This window comes from Streptomyces sp. KL116D (assembly GCF_030766975.1).
In the GTDB taxonomy this organism is placed as follows: Bacteria; Actinomycetota; Actinomycetes; order Streptomycetales; family Streptomycetaceae; genus Streptomyces; species Streptomyces longispororuber_A.
The window spans coordinates 151,706-177,516 of sequence record NZ_JASERH010000004.1 but is presented as its reverse complement, the minus strand read 5'-3'; the positions used below and the strand labels follow the sequence as shown (position 1 = coordinate 177,516).

The 25,811-nt window shown below is 72.2% G+C and carries 28 protein-coding genes and 1 pseudogene; 16 read left to right on the top strand and 13 right to left on the bottom strand.

Features of this window, described 5'->3' with window-relative positions:
• Positions 1-4: 4 nt before the first annotated feature.
• Positions 5-1,777, bottom strand: a complete 1,773-nt coding sequence (locus RBJ77_RS01330) for a substrate-binding and VWA domain-containing protein (RefSeq protein WP_372343253.1) — start codon at positions 1,775-1,777, stop codon at positions 5-7.
• Positions 1,778-1,966: 189 nt separating this feature from the next.
• On the opposite strand from RBJ77_RS01330, the gene RBJ77_RS01325 reads away from it, so the two are divergent.
• On the top strand, positions 1,967-2,767 hold the full coding sequence (locus tag RBJ77_RS01325; RefSeq protein WP_372343252.1) for a CPBP family intramembrane glutamic endopeptidase: 801 nt from the start codon (positions 1,967-1,969) through the stop codon (positions 2,765-2,767).
• Positions 2,768-2,770: 3 nt separating this feature from the next.
• On the opposite strand, the pseudogene RBJ77_RS01320 reads toward RBJ77_RS01325, so the two are convergent.
• Positions 2,771-3,579 (bottom strand): annotated as a pseudogene (locus RBJ77_RS01320) (PhzF family phenazine biosynthesis protein).
• A gap of 30 nt (positions 3,580-3,609) precedes the next feature.
• Here RBJ77_RS01320 and RBJ77_RS01315 point away from each other — a divergent pair.
• A complete protein-coding gene (locus RBJ77_RS01315; protein ID WP_372343251.1) occupies positions 3,610-3,951 on the top strand; it encodes a hypothetical protein in 342 nt (113 codons plus the stop codon).
• 14 nt (positions 3,952-3,965) lie between these two features.
• Complete coding sequence (locus RBJ77_RS01310) at positions 3,966-4,589, top strand: PadR family transcriptional regulator (protein ID WP_372343250.1); 624 nt, start codon at positions 3,966-3,968, stop codon at positions 4,587-4,589.
• 98 nt (positions 4,590-4,687) lie between these two features.
• Here RBJ77_RS01310 and RBJ77_RS01305 read toward each other — a convergent pair whose 3' ends face one another.
• Both RBJ77_RS01305 and RBJ77_RS01300 read right to left on the bottom strand, forming a co-directional pair.
• The gene (locus tag RBJ77_RS01305) at positions 4,688-5,116 is read right to left on the bottom strand and encodes an SRPBCC family protein (RefSeq protein ID WP_372343249.1); all 429 of its coding nucleotides are present in this window, start codon (positions 5,114-5,116) and stop codon (positions 4,688-4,690) included.
• A 119-nt stretch (positions 5,117-5,235) separates the two neighbouring features.
• Positions 5,236-5,403: a hypothetical protein gene (locus RBJ77_RS01300; RefSeq protein WP_372343248.1), complete on the bottom strand. Its 168-nt coding sequence runs from the start codon at positions 5,401-5,403 to the stop codon at positions 5,236-5,238.
• Between the two features lie 184 nt (positions 5,404-5,587).
• On the opposite strand from RBJ77_RS01300, the gene RBJ77_RS01295 reads away from it, so the two are divergent.
• The 3 genes from RBJ77_RS01295 (at position 5,588) to RBJ77_RS01285 (ending at position 8,522) form a co-directional block, all read left to right on the top strand.
• Complete coding sequence (locus RBJ77_RS01295) at positions 5,588-6,112, top strand: Clp protease N-terminal domain-containing protein (RefSeq protein WP_372343247.1); 525 nt, start codon at positions 5,588-5,590, stop codon at positions 6,110-6,112.
• Between the two features lie 81 nt (positions 6,113-6,193).
• Complete coding sequence (locus tag RBJ77_RS01290) at positions 6,194-7,225, top strand: DMT family transporter (RefSeq protein ID WP_372343246.1); 1,032 nt, start codon at positions 6,194-6,196, stop codon at positions 7,223-7,225.
• Between the two features lie 322 nt (positions 7,226-7,547).
• Entirely contained in the window at positions 7,548-8,522 is a 975-nt protein-coding gene (locus tag RBJ77_RS01285) for a DMT family transporter (protein ID WP_372343245.1), read from the top strand.
• 8 nt (positions 8,523-8,530) lie between these two features.
• Here RBJ77_RS01285 and RBJ77_RS01280 read toward each other — a convergent pair whose 3' ends face one another.
• Positions 8,531-9,166: an FMN-binding negative transcriptional regulator gene (locus RBJ77_RS01280; protein ID WP_372343244.1), complete on the bottom strand. Its 636-nt coding sequence runs from the start codon at positions 9,164-9,166 to the stop codon at positions 8,531-8,533.
• Positions 9,166-9,849: a pyridoxamine 5'-phosphate oxidase family protein gene (locus tag RBJ77_RS01275; RefSeq protein WP_372343243.1), complete on the bottom strand. Its 684-nt coding sequence runs from the start codon at positions 9,847-9,849 to the stop codon at positions 9,166-9,168. Before RBJ77_RS01275 ends, RBJ77_RS01280 begins: the two co-directional genes overlap by 1 nt.
• Positions 9,850-9,886: 37 nt before the next feature.
• On the opposite strand from RBJ77_RS01275, the gene RBJ77_RS01270 reads away from it, so the two are divergent.
• Positions 9,887-11,218, top strand: coding sequence for an aminotransferase class I/II-fold pyridoxal phosphate-dependent enzyme (locus RBJ77_RS01270; RefSeq protein WP_372343242.1), 1,332 nt, complete (start codon positions 9,887-9,889; stop codon positions 11,216-11,218).
• 268 nt (positions 11,219-11,486) lie between these two features.
• Here RBJ77_RS01270 and RBJ77_RS01265 read toward each other — a convergent pair whose 3' ends face one another.
• Positions 11,487-12,425, bottom strand: a complete 939-nt coding sequence (locus RBJ77_RS01265; protein ID WP_372343241.1) for a DMT family transporter — start codon at positions 12,423-12,425, stop codon at positions 11,487-11,489.
• 74 nt (positions 12,426-12,499) lie between these two features.
• Between RBJ77_RS01265 and RBJ77_RS01260 the strand changes: the two genes are divergently transcribed.
• Complete coding sequence (locus tag RBJ77_RS01260) at positions 12,500-13,417, top strand: LysR substrate-binding domain-containing protein (protein WP_372343240.1); 918 nt, start codon at positions 12,500-12,502, stop codon at positions 13,415-13,417.
• A gap of 25 nt (positions 13,418-13,442) precedes the next feature.
• Here the strand turns inward: RBJ77_RS01260 and RBJ77_RS01255 are convergent, their stop codons facing one another.
• Entirely contained in the window at positions 13,443-13,910 is a 468-nt protein-coding gene (locus RBJ77_RS01255) for a pyridoxamine 5'-phosphate oxidase family protein (protein ID WP_372343239.1), read from the bottom strand.
• Positions 13,911-14,048: 138 nt separating this feature from the next.
• Here RBJ77_RS01255 and RBJ77_RS01250 point away from each other — a divergent pair, with 138 nt between their 5' ends.
• Entirely contained in the window at positions 14,049-14,690 is a 642-nt protein-coding gene (locus RBJ77_RS01250) for an isochorismatase family protein (protein ID WP_372343238.1), read from the top strand.
• Here the strand turns inward: RBJ77_RS01250 and RBJ77_RS01245 are convergent.
• From RBJ77_RS01245 to RBJ77_RS01235, 3 genes are all read right to left on the bottom strand, one after another.
• A complete protein-coding gene (locus RBJ77_RS01245; protein WP_372343237.1) occupies positions 14,677-15,123 on the bottom strand; it encodes a Rieske (2Fe-2S) protein in 447 nt (148 codons plus the stop codon). The genes RBJ77_RS01250 and RBJ77_RS01245 overlap by 14 nt on opposite strands.
• Positions 15,124-15,322: 199 nt before the next feature.
• Positions 15,323-16,174 carry a PRD domain-containing protein gene (locus RBJ77_RS01240; protein WP_372343236.1) on the bottom strand — a complete coding sequence of 284 codons (852 nt, stop codon included), beginning with the start codon at positions 16,172-16,174 and terminating at the stop codon, positions 15,323-15,325.
• A 160-nt stretch (positions 16,175-16,334) separates the two neighbouring features.
• Positions 16,335-18,374, bottom strand: coding sequence for a glucose PTS transporter subunit IIA (locus tag RBJ77_RS01235; protein ID WP_372343235.1), 2,040 nt, complete (start codon positions 18,372-18,374; stop codon positions 16,335-16,337).
• 415 nt (positions 18,375-18,789) lie between these two features.
• Between RBJ77_RS01235 and RBJ77_RS01230 the strand changes: the two genes are divergently transcribed.
• From RBJ77_RS01230 to RBJ77_RS01200, 7 genes are all read left to right on the top strand, one after another.
• On the top strand, positions 18,790-19,605 hold the full coding sequence (locus RBJ77_RS01230; RefSeq protein WP_372343234.1) for a HipA family kinase: 816 nt from the start codon (positions 18,790-18,792) through the stop codon (positions 19,603-19,605).
• Complete coding sequence (locus tag RBJ77_RS01225) at positions 19,602-19,985, top strand: DUF3037 domain-containing protein (protein WP_372343233.1); 384 nt, start codon at positions 19,602-19,604, stop codon at positions 19,983-19,985. Before RBJ77_RS01230 ends, RBJ77_RS01225 begins: the two co-directional genes overlap by 4 nt.
• Positions 19,986-20,143: 158 nt before the next feature.
• Positions 20,144-20,905, top strand: a complete 762-nt coding sequence (fabG, locus tag RBJ77_RS01220) for a 3-oxoacyl-ACP reductase FabG (RefSeq protein WP_372343232.1) — start codon at positions 20,144-20,146, stop codon at positions 20,903-20,905.
• A 17-nt stretch (positions 20,906-20,922) separates the two neighbouring features.
• Entirely contained in the window at positions 20,923-21,678 is a 756-nt protein-coding gene (locus RBJ77_RS01215; RefSeq protein WP_372343231.1) for an SDR family oxidoreductase, read from the top strand.
• Between the two features lie 232 nt (positions 21,679-21,910).
• Positions 21,911-23,413: an ABC transporter substrate-binding protein gene (locus tag RBJ77_RS01210; RefSeq protein WP_372343230.1), complete on the top strand. Its 1,503-nt coding sequence runs from the start codon at positions 21,911-21,913 to the stop codon at positions 23,411-23,413.
• Positions 23,414-23,529: 116 nt separating this feature from the next.
• Positions 23,530-24,213, top strand: a complete 684-nt coding sequence (gene ung, locus RBJ77_RS01205; protein ID WP_372343229.1) for a uracil-DNA glycosylase — start codon at positions 23,530-23,532, stop codon at positions 24,211-24,213.
• Between the two features lie 119 nt (positions 24,214-24,332).
• Positions 24,333-24,893, top strand: coding sequence for a hypothetical protein (locus RBJ77_RS01200; protein ID WP_372343228.1), 561 nt, complete (start codon positions 24,333-24,335; stop codon positions 24,891-24,893).
• 48 nt (positions 24,894-24,941) lie between these two features.
• Here the strand turns inward: RBJ77_RS01200 and RBJ77_RS01195 are convergent, their stop codons facing one another.
• Positions 24,942-25,409: a hypothetical protein gene (locus RBJ77_RS01195; protein WP_372343227.1), complete on the bottom strand. Its 468-nt coding sequence runs from the start codon at positions 25,407-25,409 to the stop codon at positions 24,942-24,944.
• A 128-nt stretch (positions 25,410-25,537) separates the two neighbouring features.
• The gene (locus tag RBJ77_RS01190) at positions 25,538-25,696 is read right to left on the bottom strand and encodes a hypothetical protein (RefSeq protein ID WP_372343226.1); all 159 of its coding nucleotides are present in this window, start codon (positions 25,694-25,696) and stop codon (positions 25,538-25,540) included.
• Positions 25,697-25,811: the final 115 nt, after the last annotated feature.

The following is a 25,811-nucleotide window of genomic DNA, read 5'->3' as shown; positions in this document are numbered from 1 at the left end:
CGGGTCAGTTGGTCCTCGCGCCCGCTTCGATGATCGCCTTGAGGATCACCTGCTGGATGTCCGCCGGGTCGCTCACCTGGTGACCGGAGCCGCCGGTGGCCTCGGCGATCTGCTCGATCTCGTCCTTGTCGGTGTCGGGTCCGACGGCGATGGCGATGAGCGGCACCGGGTGCTCGGGGTCGGAGAGGCTCTCCAGCTGGGAGATGAGGCTGCTGCGGGAGACCGAGTCGGGGTCCTGGTTGACGCCGTCGGTGACCACCACCAGCGCGTTGAACTTGCCGCTCCTGTACGACGACGTGGCCTCCTTGTAGGCGGCCAGCGTGGTGTCGTACAGGCCGGTCGCTCCGCCGGGCACCGGCTGCAGACCGGTGAACGCGGCCGACAGCCGGTCGCGCTGGGTGCCGGCGCCCTTGCGGTCGCCGAGGCGCTCGGTGGGCACGAGCTTCTTGTAGTCGCGGGTCCTGTCGAGCAGCGTGGCGAACTCCCACAGCCCGATCTCGTCCTCCGGCGTGAACGTCGACAGGGCGGCCAGCATCGACGCCTTCGTCACCTCCATGCGGGACTGGCCGCGGCCCGGCACCAGGTTCGCCATGGAGGCCGAGGCGTCCACGACCGTGGTGATCCGGGCGCTCTGCACCGTGATCGTCCACATGCCGAGGGTCTCCTCCAGCTGTTCGCGGGTGGCCGGGTCGGAGGAGGGTTCCGCGTAGGGCTGCGGGGCGCGGGCGCCCGCCTCGGCGGCGACCGCGTCGGGCGAGGCGCCGCCCTCGGTGCGGAAGCCGTGCTTCTCCAGGATCGAGCGGCCCTCGGGCGCCCCGAGCAGTGTGATGAAGCGGACCGCGGCCCGGCTCTCGTCGGTGGTCATCGACTCCTCGTCGACCAGCGAGAACGGGTAGTTCAGCTGGGGCGAGCCGTCCTTGGGGTAGAAGAGGTCGAGGGCGCCGTCGTCGCCGACGTCGGAATTGTGGGCGTACGCGGCCTGCTCGGACAGGACCAGTGCCTCGTTGCGCCGGGGGTTGCCCTCCTCGGTGCCGGACGCGTCGCGCGCCACCGTGTCCATCAGCTGGCCGTCGGTGTCGGACGTGCGCTGCGAGAGGACCTTCGCCATCGCGGCGGCCTGGGTGCCGTCCTTGTCGCCCGAACTCTTCGCCGACGCGGCCAGTTTGGTGAGCGCGAGCAGACCCGTGGCGCTGCGCGCCGGGTCGGCGGCGCCAAGCCGCAGCTTGTCGTCCTCCATCGCGGCGCCGGTCAGCTGGGTCCAGCTGTACGTCTTGCGGGGGAAGCCGAACGCCTTCGCGGCGGACGGCACCATGCCCACGCCGATCGGCGACGACGCGACGTTCCCCGCCGTGGCCACCTTCGTCGCCTTCGCGTTCTGTTCCACGCGCTGGAGCCACAGGTCGGAGTCGGGCACCCACACCTGGAAGCCCGGTTTCCCGCGGCCGGACCGCAGGGTGTCGGCGACCTTGTACGCGTCGCGGGCGGTGACCCGGACGTCGAGGCAGTTGCCGTCCGAGGTGATCTGCTCGTCGCGGGCGTGGTCGGCCGCTTCGCGCAGCGCGGGTGCCATGTCGGGCGACGCCACCACCTCCAGGTGGACCTCGTCGCCGCAGGCGTCACCCAGGTCGAGCAGGTCGCTCCGGACCGCCAGGGCCGTGCCCGCCGCGACGACGAGGACGAGGGCCGTCGCGATGGCCACCATGCGGCCGCGCGACCGAGGCCGCGGGCCGGCGGTGGCCGTCCCGTACTCGTCGGGCATGCTGCTGTGACGTCCCATGGCGGTGGAGCCCTCCCTGAGCCATAAAGGCAGTTGCGATATAAGCGGTGAAGCAAGGGAGGGGAGCGGTGCGGCGGTCTGCGGCGCACCGTCCCCCTCGGCCTGTCGCGCGCGATCTTCGTACCTGCATTCGAGACCCTAGCGGGGCGACGTGAGGGATGAGGCGGGATTACTGAAGTGGAGTCAGGTGTGCAGGTGGAGGCGGGGTCCGTGGCCGGTTCTTTTCCCAACGAGGGGCTCTCACGGCGTTTTCTCCGGGACGAGACGCTGCTCGTACTGGGGCTTTCGCTCGGTGCGAGCGGCGTGTCCGCCCTGATCAGCTTTGTCGGATCGGTCACCAAACCGGGTGGTCTGAAGGATCAGGCGGCGACCCTCAACGCGTCGGCGGCGCCCGGCCGTCCGTGGCTGGATCTCGCATGGCAGTTGTTCGGGATCGCGAGCGCTCTGGTGCCCGTCGCACTGGTCGCGCACTTCCTCCTGCGCGAGGGCGAGAGCCTGCGGACGATCGGCTTCGACCGGACGCGGCCGTGGTTCGACGGCGCGCGCGGCGCGGCGGTCGCCGCCGTCATCGGCAGCACCGGGATCGCCTTCTACCTGGCCGCCCGGGGCCTCGGCTTCAACCTCACGGTGGTGCCGGAGGCGCTGCCCGACGTGTGGTGGAAGTACCCGGTGCTGATCCTCTCGGCGGTGCAGAACGCCGTACTGGAGGAGGTCATCGTCGTCGGGTACCTGCTGCGCAGGCTGGGCCAGTTGGGCTGGACGCCGGGCACGGCGCTCGTCGCGTCGTCCGTGCTGCGCGGCTCGTACCACCTGTACCAGGGCATCGGCGGATTCTTCGGGAACCTCGCGATGGGCGTCGTCTTCGCCTACCTGTACCGGCGGTGGGGGCGGGTCGGGCCACTGGTGGTGGCCCATTCCCTGTTGGACATCGGGGCGTTCGTCGGATACGCGCTGCTCGCGGGGAAGGTGGACTGGCTGCCCACCGCGTAGCCGTCAGGCGGTCAGCTCGCCGTCGATGACCGTGACGGCGCTGCCGGTGAGCAGGGTGCGGGCGCCGCGCAGACCGACGCGGACCAGGCCGGTGCGGGCCGACGCCTGCAGTCCCGTCAGGTCGGCGCGGCCCAGCCGTCCCGCCCAGAACGGGGCGAGCGCCGTGTGCGCGCTGCCGGTCACCGGGTCCTCGTCGATGCCGACGTTCGGGAAGAAGCAGCGCGAGACGAAGTCGTGGTCGGCGGCCGGGTCCGCGGCCCGGGCCGTGGCGATCACGCCCCGCCGGGAGTGTGCAGCGAGCGCCCGCAGGTCGGGCGCGAGACTCCGCACGGTCCGCTCGTCGGCCAGTTCCACCAGCAGGTCGCCGACCGAGGGCCCGTGTCGTGCACGGACAGCGGCCGGGCCCCGAGCGCCTCGGCGAGGCCGGCGGGCACCGGCTCCTCGGTGAGCGGCGCGGTCGGGAAGTCGAGGGTGAGCGAGCCGTCCTCGTGCGGGGTGGCCACCAGGACGCCGCTGCGGGTGGCGAACCGGACCGGGCCCTTCGTCGTCCCCGTGGAGTGCAGTACGTGGGCGGTGGCGAGCGTGGCGTGGCCGCACATGTCGACCTCGGTGGCCGGGGTGAACCAGCGCAGCGCCCAGTCGGCCTCGCCGCCCTCGGGCAGCGGGTGCGCGAAGGCGGTCTCGGCGTGATTGACCTCGACGGCGACGCTCTGCAGCCAGGCGTCGTCCGGGAAGGCGTCGAGGAGCAGCACTCCGGCGGGGTTGCCGGCGAAGGGCCGGTCGGTGAAGGCGTCGACGATACGAATACGCATGTCGGAGACGGTAGTTGAGGTCCGCGGCCGGTGCCCAAGGCCAATCCGGTACGTCTGGCCTCCTTCTCGACGGCCGGCGGGCCGTCCTCGGCGGCGGACGAGGCGGACGACACGGACGGCACGGGCGAGGCGGGCGAGGCGGGCGAGGCGGGCGCGCGCCGCTGTCTGCGAGCCGATGGTCCGGCGACGCGACAGCTCTCGATGCGGGCCTTGCCGGGGCCGGTGCCGAGGCGCCCCTCGGTGGCGCCCCGGATCGACGGGCATTCCGACGGTTTCCTCGCCGGGTGTTGCCAAGCGAACTGTTCCGATATATCGTTGAGACATCGCGATCGGTTGATGATCGCGGTCAATGAAACCCACGATCAGTTGTGAAAGGACTGATTCCCATGCGTACCCACGGACACGACCACGGACATGGACACTACGGACCCGGCCACCAGGGCCGGGGCGACTTCGAGCGCGGCGGCTTCGAGGGCCGGCGCGCGGCGTTCGGCCCCTTCGGCCCGGGCTTCGGTGGGCCCGGCGGCCCCTGGGGCGGGCGCGGCGGCCGAGGCGGCGGGCCGCGCGGCAGGGCGCGGCGCGGCGATGTGCGCGCCTCGATCCTGGCGCTGCTGAAGGACCGCCCGATGCACGGCTACGAGATGATCCAGGAGATCGCCGAGCGCAGCGGCGGCGCGTGGAAGCCGAGCCCCGGCTCGGTCTACCCGACGCTCCAGCTGCTCGAGGACGAGGGCCTGATCACCAGCGCGAGCGAGGGCGGCAAGAAGCTCTTCTCGCTCACCGACGCGGGCACCACCGCCGCCGAAGAGGGGCCCGACGCCCCTTGGGAGGAGGCCGGTCGAGGCGTCGACTGGGAGGCCATGAACGAGATCCGGCAGGCCGGCTTCGGTCTGATGGAGGCGTTCGGCCAGGTCTGGAAGACCGGTAGCAAGGAGCAGCGCGACAAGGCGCTCTCCGTCATCACCGACGCGCGCAAGAAGCTGTACCTGATCCTCGCCGACGAGGACTGAGCCCGTGCGGGCTCCTGACGAGGACAGAGCGCGGAAGAGGCGTCCCGTACTTCATGGTGCGGGGCGCCTCTTCGCGTAGGTGTGGCGGGGGAGCGGCCTCAGGTCACCAGGCCGCCCAGCTTGCGCAGCGACTCGTTGAGCGCGGCCGTCGCCGAGTCCTTGAGCTTGCCCGCCATCAAGGAGACCGCGGCGCCGGTGAACTCGCCGTCGATGCGCACCGTCGTGGCGTCGCCGTCCGGGGTGAGCGTGTAGCGCGTGCCGACGTTCACGCCCATCGGCCCCTTGCCGCGGATCGCGAGGGTGCGCGGCGTCTCCAGGTCCTCGACGGTCCAGGTGACCTCGGCCGGGAAGCCCATCAGCTTCATGTTCTCCTCGAACTGGCCGCCCACCTCCAGCGCGGCCGGAGCCCCCTTGGGGAAGCTCGTGTGGGTGGCGTTCCACTCCCCGTACGAGGAGAAGTCCGTGAGCTGCGCCCAGACCTTCTCGGTGGGCGCCTCGATGCGTGCTTCCGCGCTGACTTCGGCCATGCGGCCACCCCTTTGAGTCGAGAGCTGACGGGCTGCGGTGTCGCGTCGTCGCGGAACGTAGCCGCGCGGCCTCGAACATTCAATACTGATGAACCGTCAGAAATTCTGGACGCGGGCGCTCAGCCCACGAGTTCGATCCGCGCGGCGTCGAAGAGGTCGTACGCGCGCGGATGCGGCCCCTCGTCGTGGCAGTGCCAGGCGTCCCAGAACAGGTCGGCGGGCAGCGCGTCGTCCGGGGCGTACACCCGGTACACGTACTGCCTGCCGTCGATCGCGGGCAGGGCCACGTGCCAGCACCTGCTCTCCATGTCTGTGAGGGACGAGTGGCGAGGGGGTCGTGGTTGCGTCCCGGGTGCAACGCAAGGCGGCGCGCGTCCCTCGGGGGAGAACGGCACGATCTCATCCGTAAGGAGGAGATGTCGCTCGCCCGTGCCCACCTTGTGTCGGACGCGAAGATGCTCCCCGACGGGGATGTTCCGGTGCATCGGGGCTGATGAGGTGGGATACGTGCAAAGCCCTACCCCTTCGGACGCCGCCCATCTCCCGGACGCCCCGCTCAGTGACGAGCTGGCCCTGGTCGTCGCGGGCGCGCGGCGCCGTGCGGTGCGGGACGGGGACCGCCAGATCGACACCGCCCATCTGCTGCACTCCCTCCTGGAGACCGATCCGGAGGTGCGCGACGCCTTCGCCGACGGCGGCCAGGTCGCCCGGCTGCTCGGCTATCTCGTGCAGCGCAGCATCGGATACGGGTTGCAGTGGCAGGGCTCCGTCGAGGACTCCGGCGCGGTTCCCGTCGTCCGGGGCGCTCCCGGCTGGTCGTCCGTCGCGGCCGCCGCGATGGAGTCGGGCGTCGAGCGGGCCACCGCCCGCGGCGACGAGCGGGCCCGGGGCGTCGACGTCCTGGCCGCGCTCGCCGAGGACGTGGAGTGCCGGGCCGTCGAGGTGCTCGGCCGGGCCGGGGTCGACGTGTCCCGCCTGCGGCAGCGGCTCGGCTGACGCTCCCCGGGCAGCCGGACGCGTCCGTCCTGTGAGACAGGGGTCATCGGGGGTGACGGTCCTGACTCGCCCTGTCATGATGTGCCCGTGCACGGGTCACAGGGGTCTCAGGGGAGTCAGGGAACCAGCTCGCGCGGCTTCGGACTGGGGCTCGCCCTGGTCTCGGCGCTGGCGTTCGGCGGTTCGGGAGTCGCGGCCAAACCGCTGATCGAGGCGGGGCTCGACTCCCTCTATGTGGTGTGGCTGCGGGTCGCGGGCGCCGCGCTCGTCATGCTGCCGATCGCCTGGCGGCACCGTTCCCTCGTCAGGACCAGGCCAGCGCTGCTCGCCGGATTCGGACTGCTCGCGGTCGCGGGCGTCCAGGCCTGCTACTTCGCCGCGATCTCCCGGATCCCGGTCGGCGTCGCCCTGCTCATCGAGTACCTGGCACCCGCGCTGGTGCTCGGCTGGGTGCGGTTCGTGCAGCGCAAGCCGGTCACGAAGGCCGCCGCCCTGGGCGTCGTCCTCGCGGTCGGCGGCCTCGCCTGCGTCGTCGAGGTGTGGGCCGGGCTGAGCTTCGACGCGCTCGGGCTGCTGCTCGCGCTCGGCGCCGCCTGCTGCCAGGTCGGCTACTTCGTCCTGTCCGACCAGGGCACCGACGCGGGAGCCTCCGGGGGCGAGGTGCCCGACCCGCTCGGCGTGATCGCGTACGGGCTGCTGGTCGGCGCCGTCCTGCTCACCGTCATCGCCCGCCCCTGGGGGATGGACTGGTCGGTGCTCGCGGGCAGCGCCGACATGAACGGCACGTCCGTGCCCGCCTGGCTGCTGCTCTGCTGGATCGTGCTGCTCGCCACCGTGGTCGCCTACGTCACCGGGGTGGTCTCCGTGCGCAAGCTGTCGCCGCAGGTGGCCGGCGTGGTGGCGTGCCTGGAGGCGGTCATCGCGACCGTGCTCGCCTGGGTCCTGCTCGGCGAACACCTCTCGGCGCCGCAGCTGTTCGGCGGGGCCGTCGTGCTGGTCGGGGCGTTCATCGCCCAGTCGTCGAAGCCGGAGCAGCCGACGCCGCCGGCGCCCGACGAGTCCGACGAGGACGAGCGGGAAACCGCGTTGTCCCGGTCGGGCCGGGCCGTCTAGGCTCGCGATCATGCATACGCACTGGCTCGTTCTCCCGCCGCCGGCCGGCTAGGGCCTGTCCGGCCTCCGGTCGGATCCGGGCTGTCCCGATGGCTCCCTGCCGCCTGACCCGTAAGCGCGGGTCGGGGCGGTTGCGTGGGATGCGCCGGGCCGCCCGAGAGCGGACGTCGATTCCCCGTCGAGCGGGGTGGATCGGCCTGCCGGGCCCCGCTGCGGGCGGTGCGTGAACTCCTGGAGGGACTCCGCGGTCACGGCTGCCCGCACCACGTCGGTCCGTGTCCCTCGGTCCCGGACGTCCGGGGCCCTCTCCGTGGAGATCCACGTGTCGCATGCCGTCTCGGCGGGCTCAGCCCTGTCCGCCGCCACCGAAGATTCCGCCGCCCGCGCCCCACTGCCGGTCGCGCGCGGCCTGTTGTACCTCGTCGTCGCCGGTGTCGCCTGGGGCACCGCCGGCGCCGCCGCCTCCCTGGTGTTCCGCGTCAGCGACCTCGGCCCCCTGGCCCTGTCGTTTTGGCGGTGCGCCGGTGGCCTGGTCCTGCTCGTCCTGGCGCGGGCGCTGCGCCGTACGCCCCGGTCCGCGACGCGGGAACCGAGGGGGCGCCGGAGCGCCCGGCTGACCGTGCTCGGCCTGGCGCTCGCCGTGTTCCAGACCGCCTATTTCGCCGCCGTCGGGGTGACCGGGCTCGCCGTGGCGACCGTGGTGACGCTCGGCGCGGGACCCGTGCTCATCGCGGTCGGCGCACGCGTGCTGCTGGGGGAGCGGATCGGCCGGGGCGGGCTGCTCGCCGTCGCGGGGGCGCTCGCCGGGCTCGCGGTGCTCGTCCTGGGCGGCGGGGGAGCGACGGTCAGGCCGGCCGGAGTGCTGTGGGCCCTCGCCTCGGCCGCCGGGTACGCCGTCATGACGCTGCTCACCCGGTGGTTCGGGCGGTCGGGCCGGGCCGGTGACCAACTGGGCACGACCGTCGGCACGTTCGCCGTCGCGTCGCTCGCCCTGCTGCCGTTCGGTGCGGCGGAGGGGCTGCTGCCGCAGGCCACCCACCCGATCGCCGCGCTCGGCCTGCTGGTGTACGTCACCACCGTGCCGACCGCGCTCGCCTACGCCCTGTACTTCGCGGGCGCTGCCGTCGTGCGCTCCGCCACCGTCTCCGTGGTCATGCTCCTCGAACCGGTGGGCGCGGCCCTCATCGCCGTGACGCTGCTCGGCGAGCGGCTCACCGCGGCGACCGTGGCGGGCACCGCCCTGATGCTCGCCGCGGTCCTCGGGCTCGCCGTCGCGGAGGCCCGGTCCAGCGGCTGACCCGCGGGTCACGCCTCCTGACGCCGCCGGCGCTGCACCGCGAGCGCGGCGGCGTCGCGCGGACCGCCCCGCTCGGCGAGACCCGCGGCGATCCGGTCCTGCACCTCTTCCGGCTTGTGCCCGGCGTACTTGAACTTGGCCCGTACGTCGGTCACTTCGAGCCGCAGGCCCCGGATCCCCGGGAGCATCCGGCCGTACGGGGCCTCGCCGACGGCCGCGGTCGCCGACAGGCCGGGCGGCTGGAAGTGGCCCACCTGCCGGTTGAGGATCTCGGCCTTCTCCTGCGGATCGTCCACCACGTGGGCGGTGCAGCGGAGCTGGACCGCGGCGTACACGCTGGTCGGCGTCCCGTGCTCGGCGGGGGCGCCTGACAGTGCCTGCCAGGGGCCCGGCACGAACGCGTAGTCGTCGACGACGCTCAGCAGCACCTCGGGGTTCGCGTCCAGCGCCGGCCAGACCGGGTTCGGCCGGGCGAGATGGGCGAGGACCTCGTCGCGCTCGCCGTCGTACGCGAAGTGCATCGGCTGCACGAACGGCGGCTCGCCCGGCAGCCCGTTGACCGCGAGCTGCCCGAAGTCGTGGACGGCGAGCCACTCGCGCCACTCGGCGGCGTCGCGCGCGGCGTCCCACGGGTGGATCAGCATCACAACTCCCGGAGGTAGGAGGGGAGGGCGATGCCGTCGGTGAGGTCGTCGGACGGGACCGGGGTGCCGTAGCCCGGGCGCAGCGGGACCACGCCCGCCCAGTGCGGGAGGCCGAGGTCCTCCGGCTCGTCGTTCACGCCGCCGGTGCGCAGCTTCGCCGAGACCTCCGCCAGGTCCAGGCTGAGCACGGCCGTCGCCGCGAGCTCCTTGGCGTTGGCGGGGCGCGAGTCGGCGGAGCGGCCCGGCACCACGTGGTCGACGAGCGCGTCCAGGGCCGTGCGCTTCTCCTCGGGGTCCGTCACCTGGTGCGCGGTCCCGTGGATCACCACGGAGCGGTAGTTGATGGAGTGGTGGAAGGCGGACCGGGCGAGGACCAGGCCGTCGACGTGCGTGACGGTCAGACAGACCGGCAGCCCCGGGTCCTGCTGCCCGGCCATCCGCAGCGGGCGCGAACCGGTGGACCCGTGCACGTAGAGGCGCTCCCCGACGCGACCGTAGAGCGTCGGCAGGACGACGGGGGCGCCGTCGCGCACGAAACCGAGGTGGCAGACGTACGCCTCGTCGAGTATCGAGTGGACCAGGGCGCGGTCGTACCCGGCGCGCTCCTTGGAACGGGTCGGTACCGTGCGGTCCGTCGGTGTGTACGCGTCGGCGGCCGGGGTCTGTTCGGGGGCCACGGTCATGTTGCGAACTCCATTGCATTAGTGCAAACTGTGGTTTGTGCTAGGAGAGTATCCGATCAGTGGGCGCCGTGCGGTGGAGATTTCTGCGAGCGTCGAGCGTGCGGTGGCCGATGGCGGCCTGGAGCCGGGGCAACTGCTGCCTCCCATGCGGGAGTTGGCGCAGCGGCTCGGGGTGAATCCCAATACGGTCGCGGCCGCGTACCGGACCCTGCGGGAACGTGGGGTGATCGAGACGGCCGGGCGGCGCGGCAGCCGGGTGCGGCCGAAGCCGGCCACGACCGCGCGCGAGCACATCCGGGTCGACGTGCCGGCGGGGGTGCGGGACGTGTCGGCCGGGAATCCGGACGTCGCGCTGCTGCCCTCGCTCGTCGGGGCGTTCACCGCAGCGGCGGCCGTCGCCGACGCGGAACCCGTGCTGTACGGGTCCGACTCCCTGGAGCCCGGGCTCGTCCGGCAGGCGCGGGCCGCGTTCGACGCCGACGGGGTGCCGGACGGGCCGGTCGTGGTGGCGTCCGGGTCCCTCGACGCCATCGAGCGGGTGCTCGCCGTGCACCTCAAGGCCGGGGACGCGGTCGCCGTCGAGGACCCGGGGTGGGGCAGCATGCTCGACCTCGTCCCCGCGCTCGGGCTGCGCATCGTGCCGGTCGGGGTCGACGATGACGGGCCGCTGCCGGACGACGTGGCGCGGGCGCTGGAGGCGGGGGCGCGGGCGCTCGTGGTGACGGACCGGGCGCAGAATCCGACCGGGGCCGCCGTGAGCGGTGCCCGTGCGACGGCGTTGCGCACGGTGCTCGGCGCGCATCCTGAGGTGTTGCTCATCGAGGACGACCACGGTCACGGCATCGTCGATCTGCCGCTGCATCCGCTGGCCGGGGTCACGCACCACTGGGCGTTCGTCCGCTCGGTCGCCAAGGCGTACGGGCCCGATCTGCGGCTCGCCGTCCTCACCGGGGACGCCGCGACCGTCGACCGGGTGCGGGGGCGGCAGCGGCTCGGGCCCGGGTGGGTCAGCCGCATCACGCAGCGGGCCGTGGCCGGGCTGTGGGCGGGCGGTGCGGTGGACGCGCGGGTGGTGGCGGCTTCGTACGGGCGGCGGCGTGACGCGCTGGTCGCTGCGCTGGCCGAGCGGGGGGTGGTGGCGCACGGGCGCAGCGGGATGAACGTGTGGGTGCCCGTGCCGGACGAGACCGGGGCGGTGGCGCGGTTGCTGCACGCCGGGTGGGCGGTGGCGCCCGGGGCGCGGTTCCGGATGAGTGCGGGGCCGGGGGTGCGGATCACTGTGTCCGGGCTTGAGGTGGGGGAGGTGGGGGGTGTGGCGGATGCGGTGGCGGATGCGGTTCGGGTTGCGCCGGTGCGGAATTACGCCTGAGCGGGGGTGGATTTCGGGTGCGGGTTGAGTGGGGCTGGGCGCGCAGTTCCCCGCGCCCCTGAAGGCTTGCGGCTGCGCCGCGCCTTCTCCCTGTGGGTGGGTGCGGGGTGGTGGGGGTTCTCGCGCCGTTCCCCGGGCCCCTGAGGGCTTGCGGCTGCGCCGCGGCCTTTTCTTGTGGGTGGGTGCGGGTTGAGTGGGGCTGGGCGCGCCGTTCCCCGCGCCCCTGAAGGCTTGCGGCTGTGCCGCGCCTTCTCCTCGGGGGCTGGGGTCAGGGCTTTTGGGGGCGGGGCTGGGTCAGGGCCGCTCCTGTGAGGACTATTGCCGCGCCGATCGGGGTCGACCAGGTCAGGGACTCGTTCAGGAGGGCGACTCCCGCCGCCGTGGCGATGACCGGGATGAAGTACGTGACCATCTGCGCGGTGGTCGGGCCGACCTCGGCGACCAGGCCGTACTGGATCAGTACCGCGAGGCCGGTGCCCAGGGCACCCAGGGCGACGATCGCGAGCAGCGGGACGGTCGCGAAGTGGTGCGGCCAGGACGTGAACAGGGGGGTCACCAGGGCCAGTTGGACCGTGGCGAGCAGCAGTTGGGCGCCCGTCATGGAGAGGTGCGAGTGGCCGCTGTCCGCCAGGGTGCGGCGGACGTAGATCCAGCCGACCGGGTAGCTGAACGAGGCGAGCAGCGCCAGCGCCGTGCCCGTCACGTCCACGCCCTGGAAGCCCTGCCACACGCCCAGGACCGTCAGGACCCCGAGGAAACCGATGCCCAGGCCCGCCACCCGGCGCCGGGTCGGCCGGTCCTCCGAGAGGGCGACGAGGGAGAGCGCCATGCCCCACAGCGGCGACGTCGCGTTGCAGATCCCCGCCAGCGTCGACGGGACCGTCTGCTCGGCGAACGCGAACAGGGAGAACGGGAGGGCGTTCAGGAGGAACGCGGCCACCGTGAGGTGACCCCAGGTGCGGGCGCCGCGCGGCAGCCGCACCCGCTTCACGGCCATCGCCGCCGCGAGCACCGCCGTACCGAACACCAGGCGTCCGAGAGTCACCTGGAACGGCGCGAACCCGTCGGTGCCCACCTTGATGAGCAGAAAGCTGAAGCCCCAGATGAGGGAGAGAACGCCGAAGCGCAGGCGCCAGTCGAGGGCCCGGCGGGGGAGGGGCGGGTGCGCGCCGGACGGGGCCCGGCGGGAGGTGGTGACGGTGGTCATGAGGACAAGCGTGACCCTCTGGTCCTCGTAGCACAAGCGAGATTTCTTGCGCCCTATCCCTTAGCATCGCTTACATGTTGAACCTGGAGCGGCTGCGCGTGCTCGACGCGCTGGCCCGGTACGGATCGGTGAGCGGCGCCGCCGACGCGCTGCACGTCACCACCTCCGCCGTCTCGCAGCAGATGACGAAGCTGGAGCGCGAGGTCGCCCAGCAGCTGCTCGCCAAGCACGGACGCGGCGTGCGCCTCACCGACGCGGGGCGGCTGCTCGCCGAGCACGCGGCCCGCATCCTGTCCCAGGTCGAGCTGGCCCAGTCCGACCTGGAGGCGCAGCGCGGGCAGGTGGTGGGCGAGCTGCGGATCTCCGCGTTCCCGACCGCCGCACGGGGCCTGTTCCCCGCCGCCCTGTCGGGGTTGCGCGACGAACATCCTCAACTGAGAGTGCGTTCCCAGGAGTTGGAGCCCGAGGCCGGGGTCGCCGGAGTGCTCCGCGGTGACCTCGACCTGGCCGTGGTGCTCGACTGGTACAACAAGCCGATGCCGATGCCCGACGGCCTGGTCAAGGCGAGCATCATGGACGATCCGGCGGACATCGCCATGCCGCTGCGCCACCCGCTGGCGAACCGCTCCGAGGTCGGTCTGGAGGACTTCGCCGACGACGAGTGGATCACCTGGGGCGAGGGCGAGTTCTGTCACGAGTGGCTGCTGTTCACGCTCCGCGCCAAGGGCATCGAGCCGCAGATCGGCCACCGCGCCGCCGAGACCCATACGCAACTGGGGCTCGTCGCCGCCGGGTTGGGCGTCTGTGTCGCCCCGCTGCTCGGCCGCCACCCGATGCCGGAGGGCGTGGTGACCGTGCCCGTCCGGCAGCAGGTGCGGCGTCATGTGTACGTGGTGTGGCGGGCGGACGCCGACCGGCGGCCCTCGATCCGCGCGGCCGTGAGGGCGTTGCAGAAGGTGGGCGCCGACCTCGGCCGACTGTCGGACGGGTAGACCCCGCTCCGCCGTCGTACGTCCGCTACAGATCCGCCAGCTTGCGGAAGTCCCACGACGTGATCTTCTCCGGCGTCAGGCGCGCCCACGCGTGCCGGCCGTCGTAGATCATCTCGGGCAGCCCGAAGTTCTTCTGTGCGAACATCCGCTCGGGGACGTCGAGTTCGGGGCACGGCTCGCCGGTGCGCGGGGACTCGCCGAGGAACTCGATCCGGCCGGAGAGTTCCACGCCGCGCAGCTCCCCGTACTCCTCGCCCGCGTCGACCACCACGGCGACCCGGCCGTCGGCCCGCAGGTCCGCCCAGCGGCGGCTGCGCGCCAGGGAGTACAGCCACAGGGACGTGCCGTCCCACAGGAACCAGAGCGGGCTGACGTGCGGGGTGCCGTCGGCCCCCACCGTGGCCACGCGGCAGGTGCGCTGCCCGGACAGGAACCCGTCGCGCTCCTCGGGCGTCATCATGATCTTCCGGCCCCGGCGCTGTGTGACGGTCATACGCCCTCCTCTTCCTCCCCGGACGCCCCGAAAGGGACCTGACGATGTGTCAGGTCAGCAGCATGCTGCCTCTTCCTTCCCCGCGCAATGGTGGCTAGTCTCCAGCACCCCGCACCACCAGGACGCACAGGGGGACCCATGCCGTCACCGGAACAGCTGGCCGACCTGCTCGACCCGGCGTACACCATACTGCTCACCGTGGAGTGCCAGGAGGGCGTCGTCGGCACCGACAGCGCGCTGCCCGAACTGGCCGACGAGGCGCGGTCGTCCGGTGCGCTCGTCCATGTCGCCCAACTCGTCGCCGCCGCCCACGAGAGCGGGGTCCAGGTCATGCACGCCGTCGCCGAGCGGCGCCCCGACGGCCGCGGCGCCAACCGCAACGGCCGCCTCTTCCGCGCCGCCGAACGCCTCCCGGTGCAGCAGCTGTCGGGCACCAGGGCCGTCCGCGTCGCCGCACCCGTCGAGGTCGCGGACGAGGACTTCGTCGTGCGGCGGCTGCACGGGCTCTCGCCGATCACGGGCACCGACGTCGACCCGCTGCTGCGCAACCTGGGCTGCCGCACCCTCGTCGTCACCGGGGTCTCCGCCAACGTGGCGATACCGAACGCCGTCTTCGACGCGGTGAACCTCGGCTACCAGGTCGTCGTGCCCCGGGACGCCATCGCGGGGGTGCCCTCCGACTACACCCCCGCGATGATCCGCAACACGCTCGCCCTCGTCGCCACCGTGACCGCGACGCAGGACGTGCTCACCGCGTGGAAGCGGTCTAGGCGAGGCTGATCGCGTCGCCGCTCGTGGTGATCTTCTTCTCGCCGAGCGGCTGCGTCGCCGGACCGTGCTTGACGCTGCCGTCCTCGATGGAGAACCTGCTGCCGTGGCACGGGCAGTTGATGGTGCCGCCCTCGACCTTGGTCACCGGGCACTGCTTGTGCGTACAGATGTTGGTGAACGCCTTGAACTCGCCCTTCTTCGGCTGCGTCACCACGACTCCCGCGTCGGCGAAGATCGTGCCGCCGCCCTCCGGGATGTCCGAGGTCTTGGCGAGCTCCTTGCCGGCGCCGTCGCCGCTGCCGGCCGACGAGGCGTTCCCCGCGGGCTCGGACGAGCCGTCGTCCGAGCTGCCGCAGGCGCTCAGTGCCGCGGCGAGACCGGCGGCCCCCACCGCGGCGACCACGGTGCGGCGGGACGGGGCGGACTCCTGCGATGCGGTCATGAGGTGGGGATCCCTTCGTCGTGCGTCGGATCGATCGGGGCCGTGCCGGATTCCGTGGGGGTTGCTCAGGGGTACGTACGGTGATCCCGCGGCGTTCAAGGCCTTCTCGATCTCATCACCCGGGCCCGCGCCCACCGGCGCCATGGCGACCCGTCACGGCGCCGATGTCACCCCATCGAGGGAACCCGGCCGCCCCGCCTCAGGCGACCGCGCCGTCGCCTTCCGTGGTCATGCGGGCCACGTGGAGCGCCAGGTAGGAGACCTCGTCCTCGCTCAGCTGCTGGCCGAGCCGCAGCTCGACGATCGTCGCCAGCCGCTGCGCGGTGCCGGTCGCCTCCGGGTAGTGCAGGCGGATGCCCTTGCCGATCGTGGACTCGTGTCCCTTCAGCTGCCGGTGCTGCTGGATGCGCACGAAGAGGTAGCGCACGTGGGTGATGAACCGCGCGGCGGTCATCGACTCCTGCGAGACGTCGAGCCCGTACTGCTCGCCGACGACGGCCAGCATCTGCTGGATGACGCCGGTCATCGTGTACGTGAAGGACAGGTCGCCGGAGGCGAATCCCGCGTTCACCAGGTGCAGGGCCAGAGCGGTCGCCTCGGAGGGCTCCAGCTTCGGGTCCACGTGCTCGTTCACGGCCGCCAGCAGGCGCTGCGCCTGGGCGTACTCGGTCGGGTACAGGGCCTGGACCTCGGCGCGCAGCGGGTACTCGACGGCGATGCCCTGCTTCGCCCTCTCCAGCGCGTTGGCGACGTGGTCGGCGACGGCGATCGCGAGGGTGGGGCGAGTGGACTCGCGCCCCTCGATCCCGGCCTCGCCGAGCGCGATCACGACGGCCCGCAGGACCTCCTCGCCGACGAAGGTCAGGGCCTGCGCCAGGTGGTCGGGGTCGCGGCCGTCCTCCGGGACGAAGACGCGCACGATCAGCGTGGGATCGATGGTCTGGCCCTGGCGGGTGTTGAAGCCGATGCCACGCCCGGTGAGGATGACCTCCTGGCCCTTCCCGTCACGCGCGAGGACCACGTTGTTGTTGAGCACGCGCAGTGCTTCCACCGGTCCTCCTTTCCGTCCGTGGTCCGACTTCTGCCTGACTTCTGTCCGACTTCTGTTCGATGATCCCTTATCGCCCGCCGTGCGCGCCAACCTCGCCCTGACCCACGCGGCAGGCGCGCACCCCCGGGAGGGGGCGCGCGCCCGGGCGACGGCGGTCCGGCTACCGCGTGACGGTCACCACGGCGTCACCCGCGGCCACGTCCCGCCCGGCGGCGAGCGGCTCGACCGAGGCGAGCTCCGCGGTGTTGGGCACGGTCATGAGGGTGACGGTCGGGTGCTTCGCCGCGCGCACGGCGTCGAGGTCGACCTCGGCCAGCAGGTCACCGGCGACCACCTTCTGTCCCGACGCGACGCGCACGTCGAAGCCCTCGCCCTTCATCTGCACCGTGTCGATGCCGACGTGCACGAGCACCTCGACGCCGTCCGCGGTGCGGATGCCGAAGGCGTGACCGGTGTCGACGACGGTGACCAGCTCGCCGTCGACCGGGGCGACGATCCGGCCGTCGGCGGGCTCGATGCCCAGGCCCTCGCCCAGCGCGCGGGACGCGAAGACCGGGTCACCGGCCTCGTCGAGGCTGACGACACGGCCCGCGACCGGCGCCGTGAGTTCGAGACCGGTGGTGCCGGCGGCCGGGGCGGCAGCGCCGGCTCCCGTGGCTCCCGCGGCGACGGGCCCGCGCTCGTCGGCCTCGGCGGCGTCGCGCTCGGCGTTCACCTGGGCGCGGTCCTCCGCGGTGCGGAAGTCGGAGAAGTACACGAGCGCCATCGAGGTGAAGAAGGCCGCCGTGATCGCGATGACGTAGGTGACCGCCGGGGAGAAGACCGGGATCGTCAGCAGCGAGGTGAAGGCGAACGCCTCCGTGTCCACGCCGCCCAGCAGACCGACGATCACGCCGCCCACGAGGCAGCCCACGAGCATGCGCGGGTAGATCCGCTTGAAGCGCAGGTGGATGCCGTACAGCGACGGCTCGGAGATGCCGCCGAACAGGCCCGCGGCCAGCGCGCCGGTGGCGGTCTGCCGCATCTCCTTCTCACGGTGGCGCAGCGACAGGAGCAGCACGCCGGCGGTGGCGCCGAAGCAGGCGAAGTTCCAGGCGCCCATCGGACCCTGGATGAAGTCGGAGCCGAGGGTGTTGATGTTCTGCAGCATGAGCGCGTTCAGCGGCCAGTGCAGGCCCAGCGGCACCAGGAACGGGTAGAGCAGCGGGATGACGATCGCGAAGACGATCGGGGCGTTGTTGTTCAGCCAGGACAGACCCTCGCCGAGGCCGTTGCCGGCCCAGATGCCCAGCGGGCCGATGAGGAAGGCGGTCACCGGGATCATGACCAGCATGCTGAAGAACGGCACGAAGACCATGTGCACGTTCTCCGGGAAGACGCGCTGCAGGCCCTTGTAGACCAGGGCGAGCACGGCGACCATCAGCAGCGGGACGAACACCTGGCCGCCGTAGTCGTTCAGCTGCATCGGCAGCCCGAAGACGTGCGCCACGCACTCCTGCGTGCCCAGCGTCGCGTTCGTGGAGCAGGTGACGCCGGGGATCCCGGAGTCCTTGTTGAGCATCCCCGTGAAGTTCGGGGTCATGACCGCGGCCATCACGGCGGCGCCGACCCACGGGTCGATCTTCAGCTTCTTGGCCGCGTTGTAGGCGACGAAGATCGGCAGGAAGTACAGCACCGAACGCCACATGGCGTCGACGAACACCCAGGTCGCCGACTTGTCCGCGGCCCGGAAGTCGGTCACGCCGAGGGCGTCGAGGACCGAGGCGATCGCGATGATCAGCGAGGAGCCGAGCAGCACGCCCATGAGCGGGCGGAACGAGTCGGAGAGGTACTCGAAGAAGTTGTCGAGCCAGGCGAACCGTCCGCGGCTCTTGGCGCGCACCTCGGCCTTGACCTCGGCGTCGGACTTCGCCCGGGGCGTGCCGCCCTTGGTCATCGACGGCAGGTTCATGATCTTGGAGTAGACACCCGAGACGGCGCCGCCGATCACGATCTGGAAGCGGTCGCCGGACTGCGGCACGGTGCCCATGACGCCGTCCAGGGCGTCCAGGGCGGCCTGGTCGACCTTGGCCCCGTCGTGGAGCTGGAAGCGCAGCCGCGTCGCACAGTGCGTGAGGCTCTCGATGTTCCCGGGTCCGCCGACACCGCGGAGGATCTCCTCCGCCAGTGCGTCGGTACCCGTTGCGGGTGTGCTGCTCATGATGCTTCCTCGCATCCTCAGGTTCTTGCCGTCGTGCAGGGTTCGTGACCGCTCCCGACCGGTTCAGGGCAACAAAAAAGGCCCGGGCAGCGCCAACGGCGCTTCCCAGGCCTTGCCTCGCCTCACGTGGACGACGACGTCCTGTGGGGAGTAACAACCCTGTGATCGGGATCGATCGGCGTCACTGTAGCACCGTGCGGGGGGCCTGTGAACGACTGTGCGATACGGCACTGCGTCCGCGAGGTTCGGCGGGGGTGGACCATCCGCGGTGGCAGGGGTGGACCATCCGCGAGGCTCGTCCCTCGGCCACGGGCAACTCCCTTCCGCGCCCCTGCCGTTGACGGGGCGCGACGCCGGTTCCCGCGCCGGTGCGGACCTTCGATCGACAGGCCGGGCAGCCGTATAGCCTGGGACGATGCTTGATGAAGTCGCGGCGACCCGCTACGTCACCCCCCTGCGCGAAGGGGGATCTCTGCCCGGACTCGTCGAGGCCGACGACCGGGGTACGTACGTCATGAAGTTCACCGGCGCCGGACAGGGGCGCAAGACGCTCGTCGCCGAGGTGATCTGCGGGCAGCTGGCGCGCGCACTCGGCTTCCGGGTGCCCGATCTCGTCGCCATCGGCCTCGACCCGGTGATCGGCCTCGGCGAGCCCGACCCCGAGGTGCAGGAGCTGCTCAAGGCGAGCGGCGGCACCAACCTCGGGATGCGGTTCCTGCCGCGCGCCCTCGGCTTCGACCCGCTCGCGTACACCGTCGACCCGCTGGAGGCCGGCCGCGTCGTCTGGTTCGACGCGCTGATCAACAACGTCGACCGGTCCTGGCGCAACCCCAACATGCTGGTGTGGCACGGCGACCTGTGGCTCATCGACCATGGCGCGAGCATGATCTGGCACCACAACTGGCGGGGCGCCCCGGCCTGGGCCGACAAGCCGTACGACGCGACCGACCACGCCCTCGCCCCCTTCGGGCCGGACGTCGCGGCGGCCGCCGCCGAGCTCGCCCCGCGCGTCACCGGGGAACTGCTCGCCCGCGCCGCCGCCGACGTGCCCGACGTGTGGCTGGCGGACGAGCCCGGCTTCGCGGACCCGGACGCGGTGCGGCGCGCCTACGTGGAGACGCTCCTGGAGCGCGCCGCGACCGTGCACGAGCGGATCGGCCTGCCCGCCGGTGCCGCGGACCGGACCCGGCGCGCGCCGGGCTGGGTGACCACGCAGGGAGCGGCCCGATGAGCGAACGCGACGTCTTCGAGTACGCCCTGCTGCGGGTCGTGCCGAGCATCGAGCGCGGCGAGCAGATCAACGCGGGCGTCGTGGTGTACTGCCGCGCCAAGTCGTTCGTCACCGCCCTCACCCACCTCGACGAGGCGAAACTGCTCGCGCTCGACCCCGAGGCCGACGTGACCGGGGTGCGCGCCCTGCTCACCGCCGTCGAGCGGCACTGCCGGGGCGGCGACAGCGCGGGCCAGGCGGCCGGGGACGACGCGGGGCGGCGCTACCGCTGGCTGATCGCGCCCCGCTCGACCGTGGTGCAGCCCGGGCCGGTGCACACCGGTCTCACCGCCGATCCGGCGGCCGAGGCGCAGCGGCTGCTCGCCCGTCTCGTGCACTGAAACGGCCTGGTCCGGAGCGCTACGTGAGCAGAGGCACCCGGTGGGTACGTTGACACCGGGTGCCAGGGCTTCTAGCGTCACTCGCACAGGGTACTAAGCGGTCGCTCACCCGCACCGGAGCGGAGCGACCGCCCTCTAGGGCGAGGAGACCGAAGAGCATGTCCACCACTGAGCAGCGCGTAGCCATCGTGACCGGGGCCGCGCGCGGCATCGGCGCCGCCACCGCGATCCGGCTGGCCGAAGAGGGCCGCGCCGTCGCCGTGATCGACCTCGACGAGGCCGCCTGCAAGGACACCGTCGAAAAGATCACCGCCGCCGGTGGCAAGGCCCTTGCCGTCGGCTGCGACGTCTCCGACGAGGCGCAGGTCGCGGCCGCCGTCGCGCGGATCGCCGAGGAGCTCGGCGCTCCCACGATCCTCGTGAACAACGCGGGCGTGCTGCGCGACAACCTCCTGTTCAAGATGAGCGCCTCCGACTGGGACACCGTCATGAACGTGCACCTGCGCGGTGCGTTCCTGATGACCAAGGCCGTCCAGAAGCACATGGTGGACGCCAAGTTCGGCCGCGTCGTGAACCTCTCCTCGTCGTCCGCCCTCGGCAACCGCGGCCAGGTCAACTACTCCGCCGCCAAGGCCGGTCTGCAGGGCTTCACCAAGACCCTCGCGATCGAGCTCGGCAAGTTCGGCGTCACCGCCAACGCCGTCGCCCCCGGCTTCATCGTCACCGACATGACCGCGGCCACCGCCGAGCGCGTCGGCATGGGCTTCGAGGAGTTCCAGGCCGCCGCCGCCACGCAGATCCCGGTGCAGCGCGTGGGCCGCCCCGACGACATCGCCAACGCCATCGCCTTCTTCACCGGCGAAGCGGCCGGCTTCGTCTCCGGCCAGGTCATGTACGTGGCCGGCGGACCGCTCAACTAAGGCCGGAGGAGACCGACATGACCGCAGAACTCTCGGGCAAGGTCGCCCTCATCACCGGCGCCAGCCGCGGCATCGGCTACGGCATCGCCGAGGCCCTCCTCGCGCGCGGCGACCGCGTCTGCATCACCGGACGCGGCGAGGACGCGCTCAAGGAGGCCGTCGAGACCCTCGGCTCCGACCGCGTGATCTACGTGGCCGGCAAGGCACACGACGAGGCGCACCAGGCCACCGCCGTCGAGCGCACCATGGAGGCGTTCGGCCGCGTCGACTTCCTCATCAACAACGCCGGTACGAACCCGGTCTTCGGCCCGATGGCCGAGCTCGACCTGAACGTGGCGCGCAAGGTCTTCGAGACCAACGTCGTCTCCGCGCTCGGCTTCGCGCAGCAGACCTGGAAGGCGTGGCAGAAGGACAACGGCGGCGCGATCGTGAACATCGCGTCCGTCGCCGGCGTCTCCGCCTCGCCGTTCATCGGCGCGTACGGCATGAGCAAGGCCGCCATGGTCAACCTCACCTTCCAGCTGGCGCACGAGTTCGCGCCGACGGTGCGGGTCAACTCGATCGCCCCGGCGGTCGTGAAGACCAAGTTCGCGCAGGCCCTGTACGAGGGCCGGGAGGCCGAGGCCGCGGCGGCCTACCCGATGGGCCGGCTCGGCGTGCCGGAGGACATCGGCGGCGCCGCCGCGTTCCTCACCTCGGAGCAGTCCGACTGGATCACCGGGCAGACGCTCGTCGTCGACGGCGGCATGTCCCTCAACGCGGGCGTCGCCTGACGCAGGTGAGAATCCGGGCGTCGGATGACAACGTCTGACATACGCCCTCGCGCATCAAGTGCCCCGTCGGTGCAGGCAGTTGCACCGGCGGGGCACTGCGATATGGTCTGCCGACCCATGGCATGGCCGATCGAGGAGCGTGCGCGTGTTCATACGGTTGCTTGCCCCCCGTACGCGGATCCGTACGGCGGCGGCGACTGCGTCCATTGCTGTGCTCGCCGGGTGCGGGCTGGTGAACACGGGCGATTCCGAGGACGAGAAACCGATCGTCGTGGGCACCACCAGCGCGCCCAGCACCCTCGATCCGGCGGCCTCCTGGGACGGCTCCTGGGAGCTGTTCCGCAACGTGTACCAGACGCTCGTCGCCTTCCCGTCGGGCGCCGCCGAGCCGGAGGCCGACGCGGCCGAGTGCTCGTTCCAGGACAGCGCCAACCGCGTCTACCACTGCGAACTGCGCGAGGACATGAAGTTCTCCGACGGGCACCCGCTCGACGCCGCCGCGGTGAAGCACTCCGTCGACCGGATCCGCACGATCGGCGTGAAGGGCGGACCCGTGGGGCTGCTCGGCAGCCTCGACAAGGTCACGACCTCGGGCGACCGCGACGTAACGTTCCACCTGAAGAAGCCGGACGCCACCTTCCCGTTCGTGCTCGCCACCCCCGCCCTGTCGATCGTCGACCCCGACGAGTACCCCGCCAAGGCGCTCCGCCAGGACGGCGCGGTCACCGGCTCGGGCCCGTACGAGCTGAAGTCCTACACGGACGGCGAGCGGGCCGAACTGGTCAGGAACCCGAACTACAAGGGCTTCGCCGACCGCAAGAACGGCGCCGTCACCATCCGCTACTTCGGCAAGTCGGCGGAGATGGTCCAGGCCCTGAAGGCCAAGAAGATCGACGCGACGTTCCGCGGACTCGCCGCCGAGGACGTCGTGGACCTCCAGACCAAGAACGCCACCGACGGCCTCCAGCTCGTCGAGGGCGCGGGCACCGAGATCAGCTACCTCGTCTTCAACCCGAAGGACCCGTGGGCGGGCAAGCGCGCGGTGCGCCGGGCGGTCGCCCAGGTCGTGGACCGCGGCGCCATCGCGCACGAGATCTACAAGGACACCGTCGAACCGCTGTTCTCGATGGTCCCGCGGGGCCTCGCGGGACACACCACCGACTTCTTCGACGACTTCGGCGACCCGAGCCCCGCCAAGGCCGCCGAGATCCTCTCCAAGGCCGGCATCACCGCGCCCGTCCCGCTCACCCTCTGGTACACCACCGACCGGTACGGCTCCGCGACCGCCCCCGAATTCGCGGCCCTCAAGCAGCAGTTGGAGGACTCCAAGCTGTTCAGGGTCACCCTGAAGAGCCGGCCGTGGAAGACGTACGAGGCCGGCTACCGCAAGGGCGAGTACCCGGTCTTCGGACGCGGCTGGTTCCCCGACTTCCCCGACGCCGACAACTTCATCGCGCCCTTCGTGGGCCAGGAGAACGCGGTGAGCACCCCGTACGTCTCGCCGGAGATCACCGACCAGCTGCTGCCGCAGTCGCGCCGGGAGAGCGACCGGGGGGCCGTGGTCCGGCAGTTCGAGCGGGCCCAGCAGATCATGGTGGACGACGCGCGGCTGCTGCCCCTGTGGCAGGGCAAGCAGTACATCGCGGCCAGCGACGAGATCTCCGGCGGGGAGCGGGCCCTCGACCCGTCGACGATCATGATGATGTGGGAGCTGCACCGCAAGACCAGTTGGTGAGGGTGCCGGACACGATTGTCAGTGGGCGCCGGTAGGTTTCTGGGTGTCGAAGCGCTCGCGCTCCCCGGACGGGGTGGCGCGGGCGTGCAAGTGCCCGTACCCCGGAGGTTGTTGACGTGACCGACACCGCGATGCTGCCCGAGTCCTGGCGCGGCGTCCTCGGCGAGGAGCTGCAGAAGCCCTACTTCAAGGAGCTCACGGAGTTCGTCGAGGAGGAGCGCGCCAAGGGTCCCGTCTACCCGCCGCGCGAGGAGGTCTTCGCCGCGCTCGACGCGACGCCGTTCGACAAGGTCAAGGTCCTCGTCCTCGGCCAGGACCCGTACCACGGCGAGGGCCAGGGCCACGGCCTGTGCTTCTCGGTGCGGCCCGGCGTGAGGACGCCGCCCTCCCTGCGGAACATCTACAAGGAGATGCAGGCCGAGCTCGGCACCCCGATCCCGGACAACGGCTATCTGATGCCGTGGGCCGAGCAGGGGGTGCTGCTGCTGAACGCGGTGCTCACCGTCCGCGCGGGCGAGGCGAACTCGCACAAGGGCAAGGGCTGGGAGAAGTTCACGGACGCCGTCATCCGCTCCGTGGCCGAGCGCCCCGACCCCGCGGTGTTCGTCCTGTGGGGCAACTACGCACAGAAGAAGCTGCCCCTCATCGACACCGAGCGGCACATCGTCGTCAAGGGCGCCCACCCCTCGCCGCTGTCCGCGAAGAAGTTCTTCGGCTCGCAGCCCTTCACGCAGATCAACGACGCGGTGGCGGCCCAGGGGCACGAGCCGATCGACTGGACCGTGCCGAATCTGGGCTGAGCCGCCGAGCCGCGCGCCGTGCCCTGCCGTGCCGTGTCTGACGGGGTTTGCCGGCGGTGGCCGTTAGCGTCGGAAGTCGTGATCGGCATATGAGCCGGTTTCCGACCTTGGAGGAGCCAGTGGCACAGCAGCGCGAGCAGGCGGCGGACGACGCCATGATGACCCGCATCGGGCAGGTGGCAATGCTGGCCCACGCCGGTGACCGCGAGGAGGCGCGCGACCGCTTCCTCGGCCTGTGGTCGGAGATCGGCGAGGACGGCGACCCGCTGCACCGCTGCACGCTGGCGCACTACATGGCCGACACGCAGGACGATCCGTCCGACGAGCTGGCCTGGGACCTGCGGGCGCTGTCCGCCGCCGACGGGCTGACGGGGGAGCGGCTCGCCGGGCAGGAGCGGTCGCTCGCGCTGCGGGCCCTGTATCCGTCACTGCATCTGAACCTGGCGGCGGACTACGTGAAGCTGGACCGCCCCGACGCCGCCCGCAGCCATCTGGCCCGGGCCTGGGCCGTGGTCGACGCGCTCGGCGACGACGGGCACGGGGACGGCGTGCGCGCCGCCCTCGCCCGGCTGGAGCAGCGCGTGGCCGGACTGCCCGGCGAGGGGGACGGCGGGGGCGAGGGGGACGACGGCGGCCGGCCCGGCGGGGAGCCGCTGGGGCCGCCGCGCCGCAGTTCCTGAACGGATCGTGATCCGGCCGGGCGCCGCGGGCGGCGGCTCCCGCAGATGTCAACTCCCGTAGGTGTCCCGGCAGATGACGGACTGGGGGCTGTCCGGGTCCCAGCCCCCGTACTGGCGGCCGAGGGCGCACACGTCGGTCTGCGCCGGGGGCTTCGGGGCGGGTGACGGCTTGGCCGCGGGCTTCGGCGCGGCCGTACGCGGTGGCGGCTCCGGCGCCGTACGCCGCGGTGGGGCGGCCTGCCGCGGGGGAGCGGAAGGCGGCTGCGCGCGGGGTGCGGGGGTCCGGTGCGGCGACGGCCCCGTCCGCTCCATGGCTTCCCGTGCGGGCGCCTGGACGAGCGGCCGGTCGTCGGCGTGGCCGTCGGGGCGGGGCGCCGCCGGGGCCGTGGCGGCCGGTGACGGAGCGGCGGGTGCGGTCGGCGTGGGGACGCTCACGCATCCGGACGCGGTGGCGGCGGTGACGGCCGTGACCGCCGCCGACAGCAGGAGCGTGGCTGAGCTGGACTTTCTGGGCACCCGGGCAACTCTGCTGGACGGAGTCGCCGTGGGGCAGCCGGAGTGGGCGAGGATGCCCCGCACGGGTGACGGACGGGGCGGCGGGCTGCCGGCAGGTGGCGTCGCCGCAGCGCTTCGAGTTCCGCGCCTCAGTCGTCCGAAGCGCCCAGCATCCCGTGCAGCGACTCCCCGTAGCCCTCCCCGGTCAGCCGCGTCGCCATGACCCGGAGCCGGTCCGCGGTCGCCCTGCGCGGCACCGCGATCCGGGCCGCGGGCGCCCTCGGCCCCGCCGTGCTGCTGCGCGGCACGGACGGCATCGCGGACCGGCGCCCGCCGCAACCACGGCCCTACGTCGCGCAGGGCGAGCGGCGGCAGCCCGCGACGCCCGTATGCTGCCCAGACGCAACGGGGCATCGGCGACAG

Bases quoted from the DNA above. Each gene is read 5' to 3' on its own strand.
- RBJ77_RS01235 (WP_372343235.1), bottom strand. From the start codon at position 18,374: ATGAGCAGCACACCCGCAACGGGTACCGACGCACTGGCGGAGGAGATC.
- RBJ77_RS01310 (WP_372343250.1), top strand. From the start codon at position 3,966: ATGCGTACCCACGGACACGACCACGGACATGGACACTACGGACCCGGC.
- RBJ77_RS01225 (WP_372343233.1), top strand. From the start codon at position 19,602: ATGAGCGAACGCGACGTCTTCGAGTACGCCCTGCTGCGGGTCGTGCCG.
- RBJ77_RS01255 (WP_372343239.1), bottom strand. From the start codon at position 13,910: ATGACCGTCACACAGCGCCGGGGCCGGAAGATCATGATGACGCCCGAG.
- RBJ77_RS01280 (WP_372343244.1), bottom strand. From the start codon at position 9,166: ATGCTGATCCACCCGTGGGACGCCGCGCGCGACGCCGCCGAGTGGCGC.
- RBJ77_RS01215 (WP_372343231.1), top strand. From the start codon at position 20,923: ATGACCGCAGAACTCTCGGGCAAGGTCGCCCTCATCACCGGCGCCAGC.
- RBJ77_RS01250 (WP_372343238.1), top strand. From the start codon at position 14,049: ATGCCGTCACCGGAACAGCTGGCCGACCTGCTCGACCCGGCGTACACC.
- RBJ77_RS01305 (WP_372343249.1), bottom strand. From the start codon at position 5,116: ATGGCCGAAGTCAGCGCGGAAGCACGCATCGAGGCGCCCACCGAGAAG.
- RBJ77_RS01245 (WP_372343237.1), bottom strand. From the start codon at position 15,123: ATGACCGCATCGCAGGAGTCCGCCCCGTCCCGCCGCACCGTGGTCGCC.
- RBJ77_RS01260 (WP_372343240.1), top strand. From the start codon at position 12,500: ATGTTGAACCTGGAGCGGCTGCGCGTGCTCGACGCGCTGGCCCGGTAC.
- RBJ77_RS01330 (WP_372343253.1), bottom strand. From the start codon at position 1,777: ATGGGACGTCACAGCAGCATGCCCGACGAGTACGGGACGGCCACCGCC.
- RBJ77_RS01275 (WP_372343243.1), bottom strand. From the start codon at position 9,849: ATGACCGTGGCCCCCGAACAGACCCCGGCCGCCGACGCGTACACACCG.
- RBJ77_RS01265 (WP_372343241.1), bottom strand. From the start codon at position 12,425: ATGACCACCGTCACCACCTCCCGCCGGGCCCCGTCCGGCGCGCACCCG.
- RBJ77_RS01230 (WP_372343234.1), top strand. From the start codon at position 18,790: ATGCTTGATGAAGTCGCGGCGACCCGCTACGTCACCCCCCTGCGCGAA.
- RBJ77_RS01295 (WP_372343247.1), top strand. From the start codon at position 5,588: ATGTTCCGGTGCATCGGGGCTGATGAGGTGGGATACGTGCAAAGCCCT.
- fabG (WP_372343232.1), top strand. From the start codon at position 20,144: ATGTCCACCACTGAGCAGCGCGTAGCCATCGTGACCGGGGCCGCGCGC.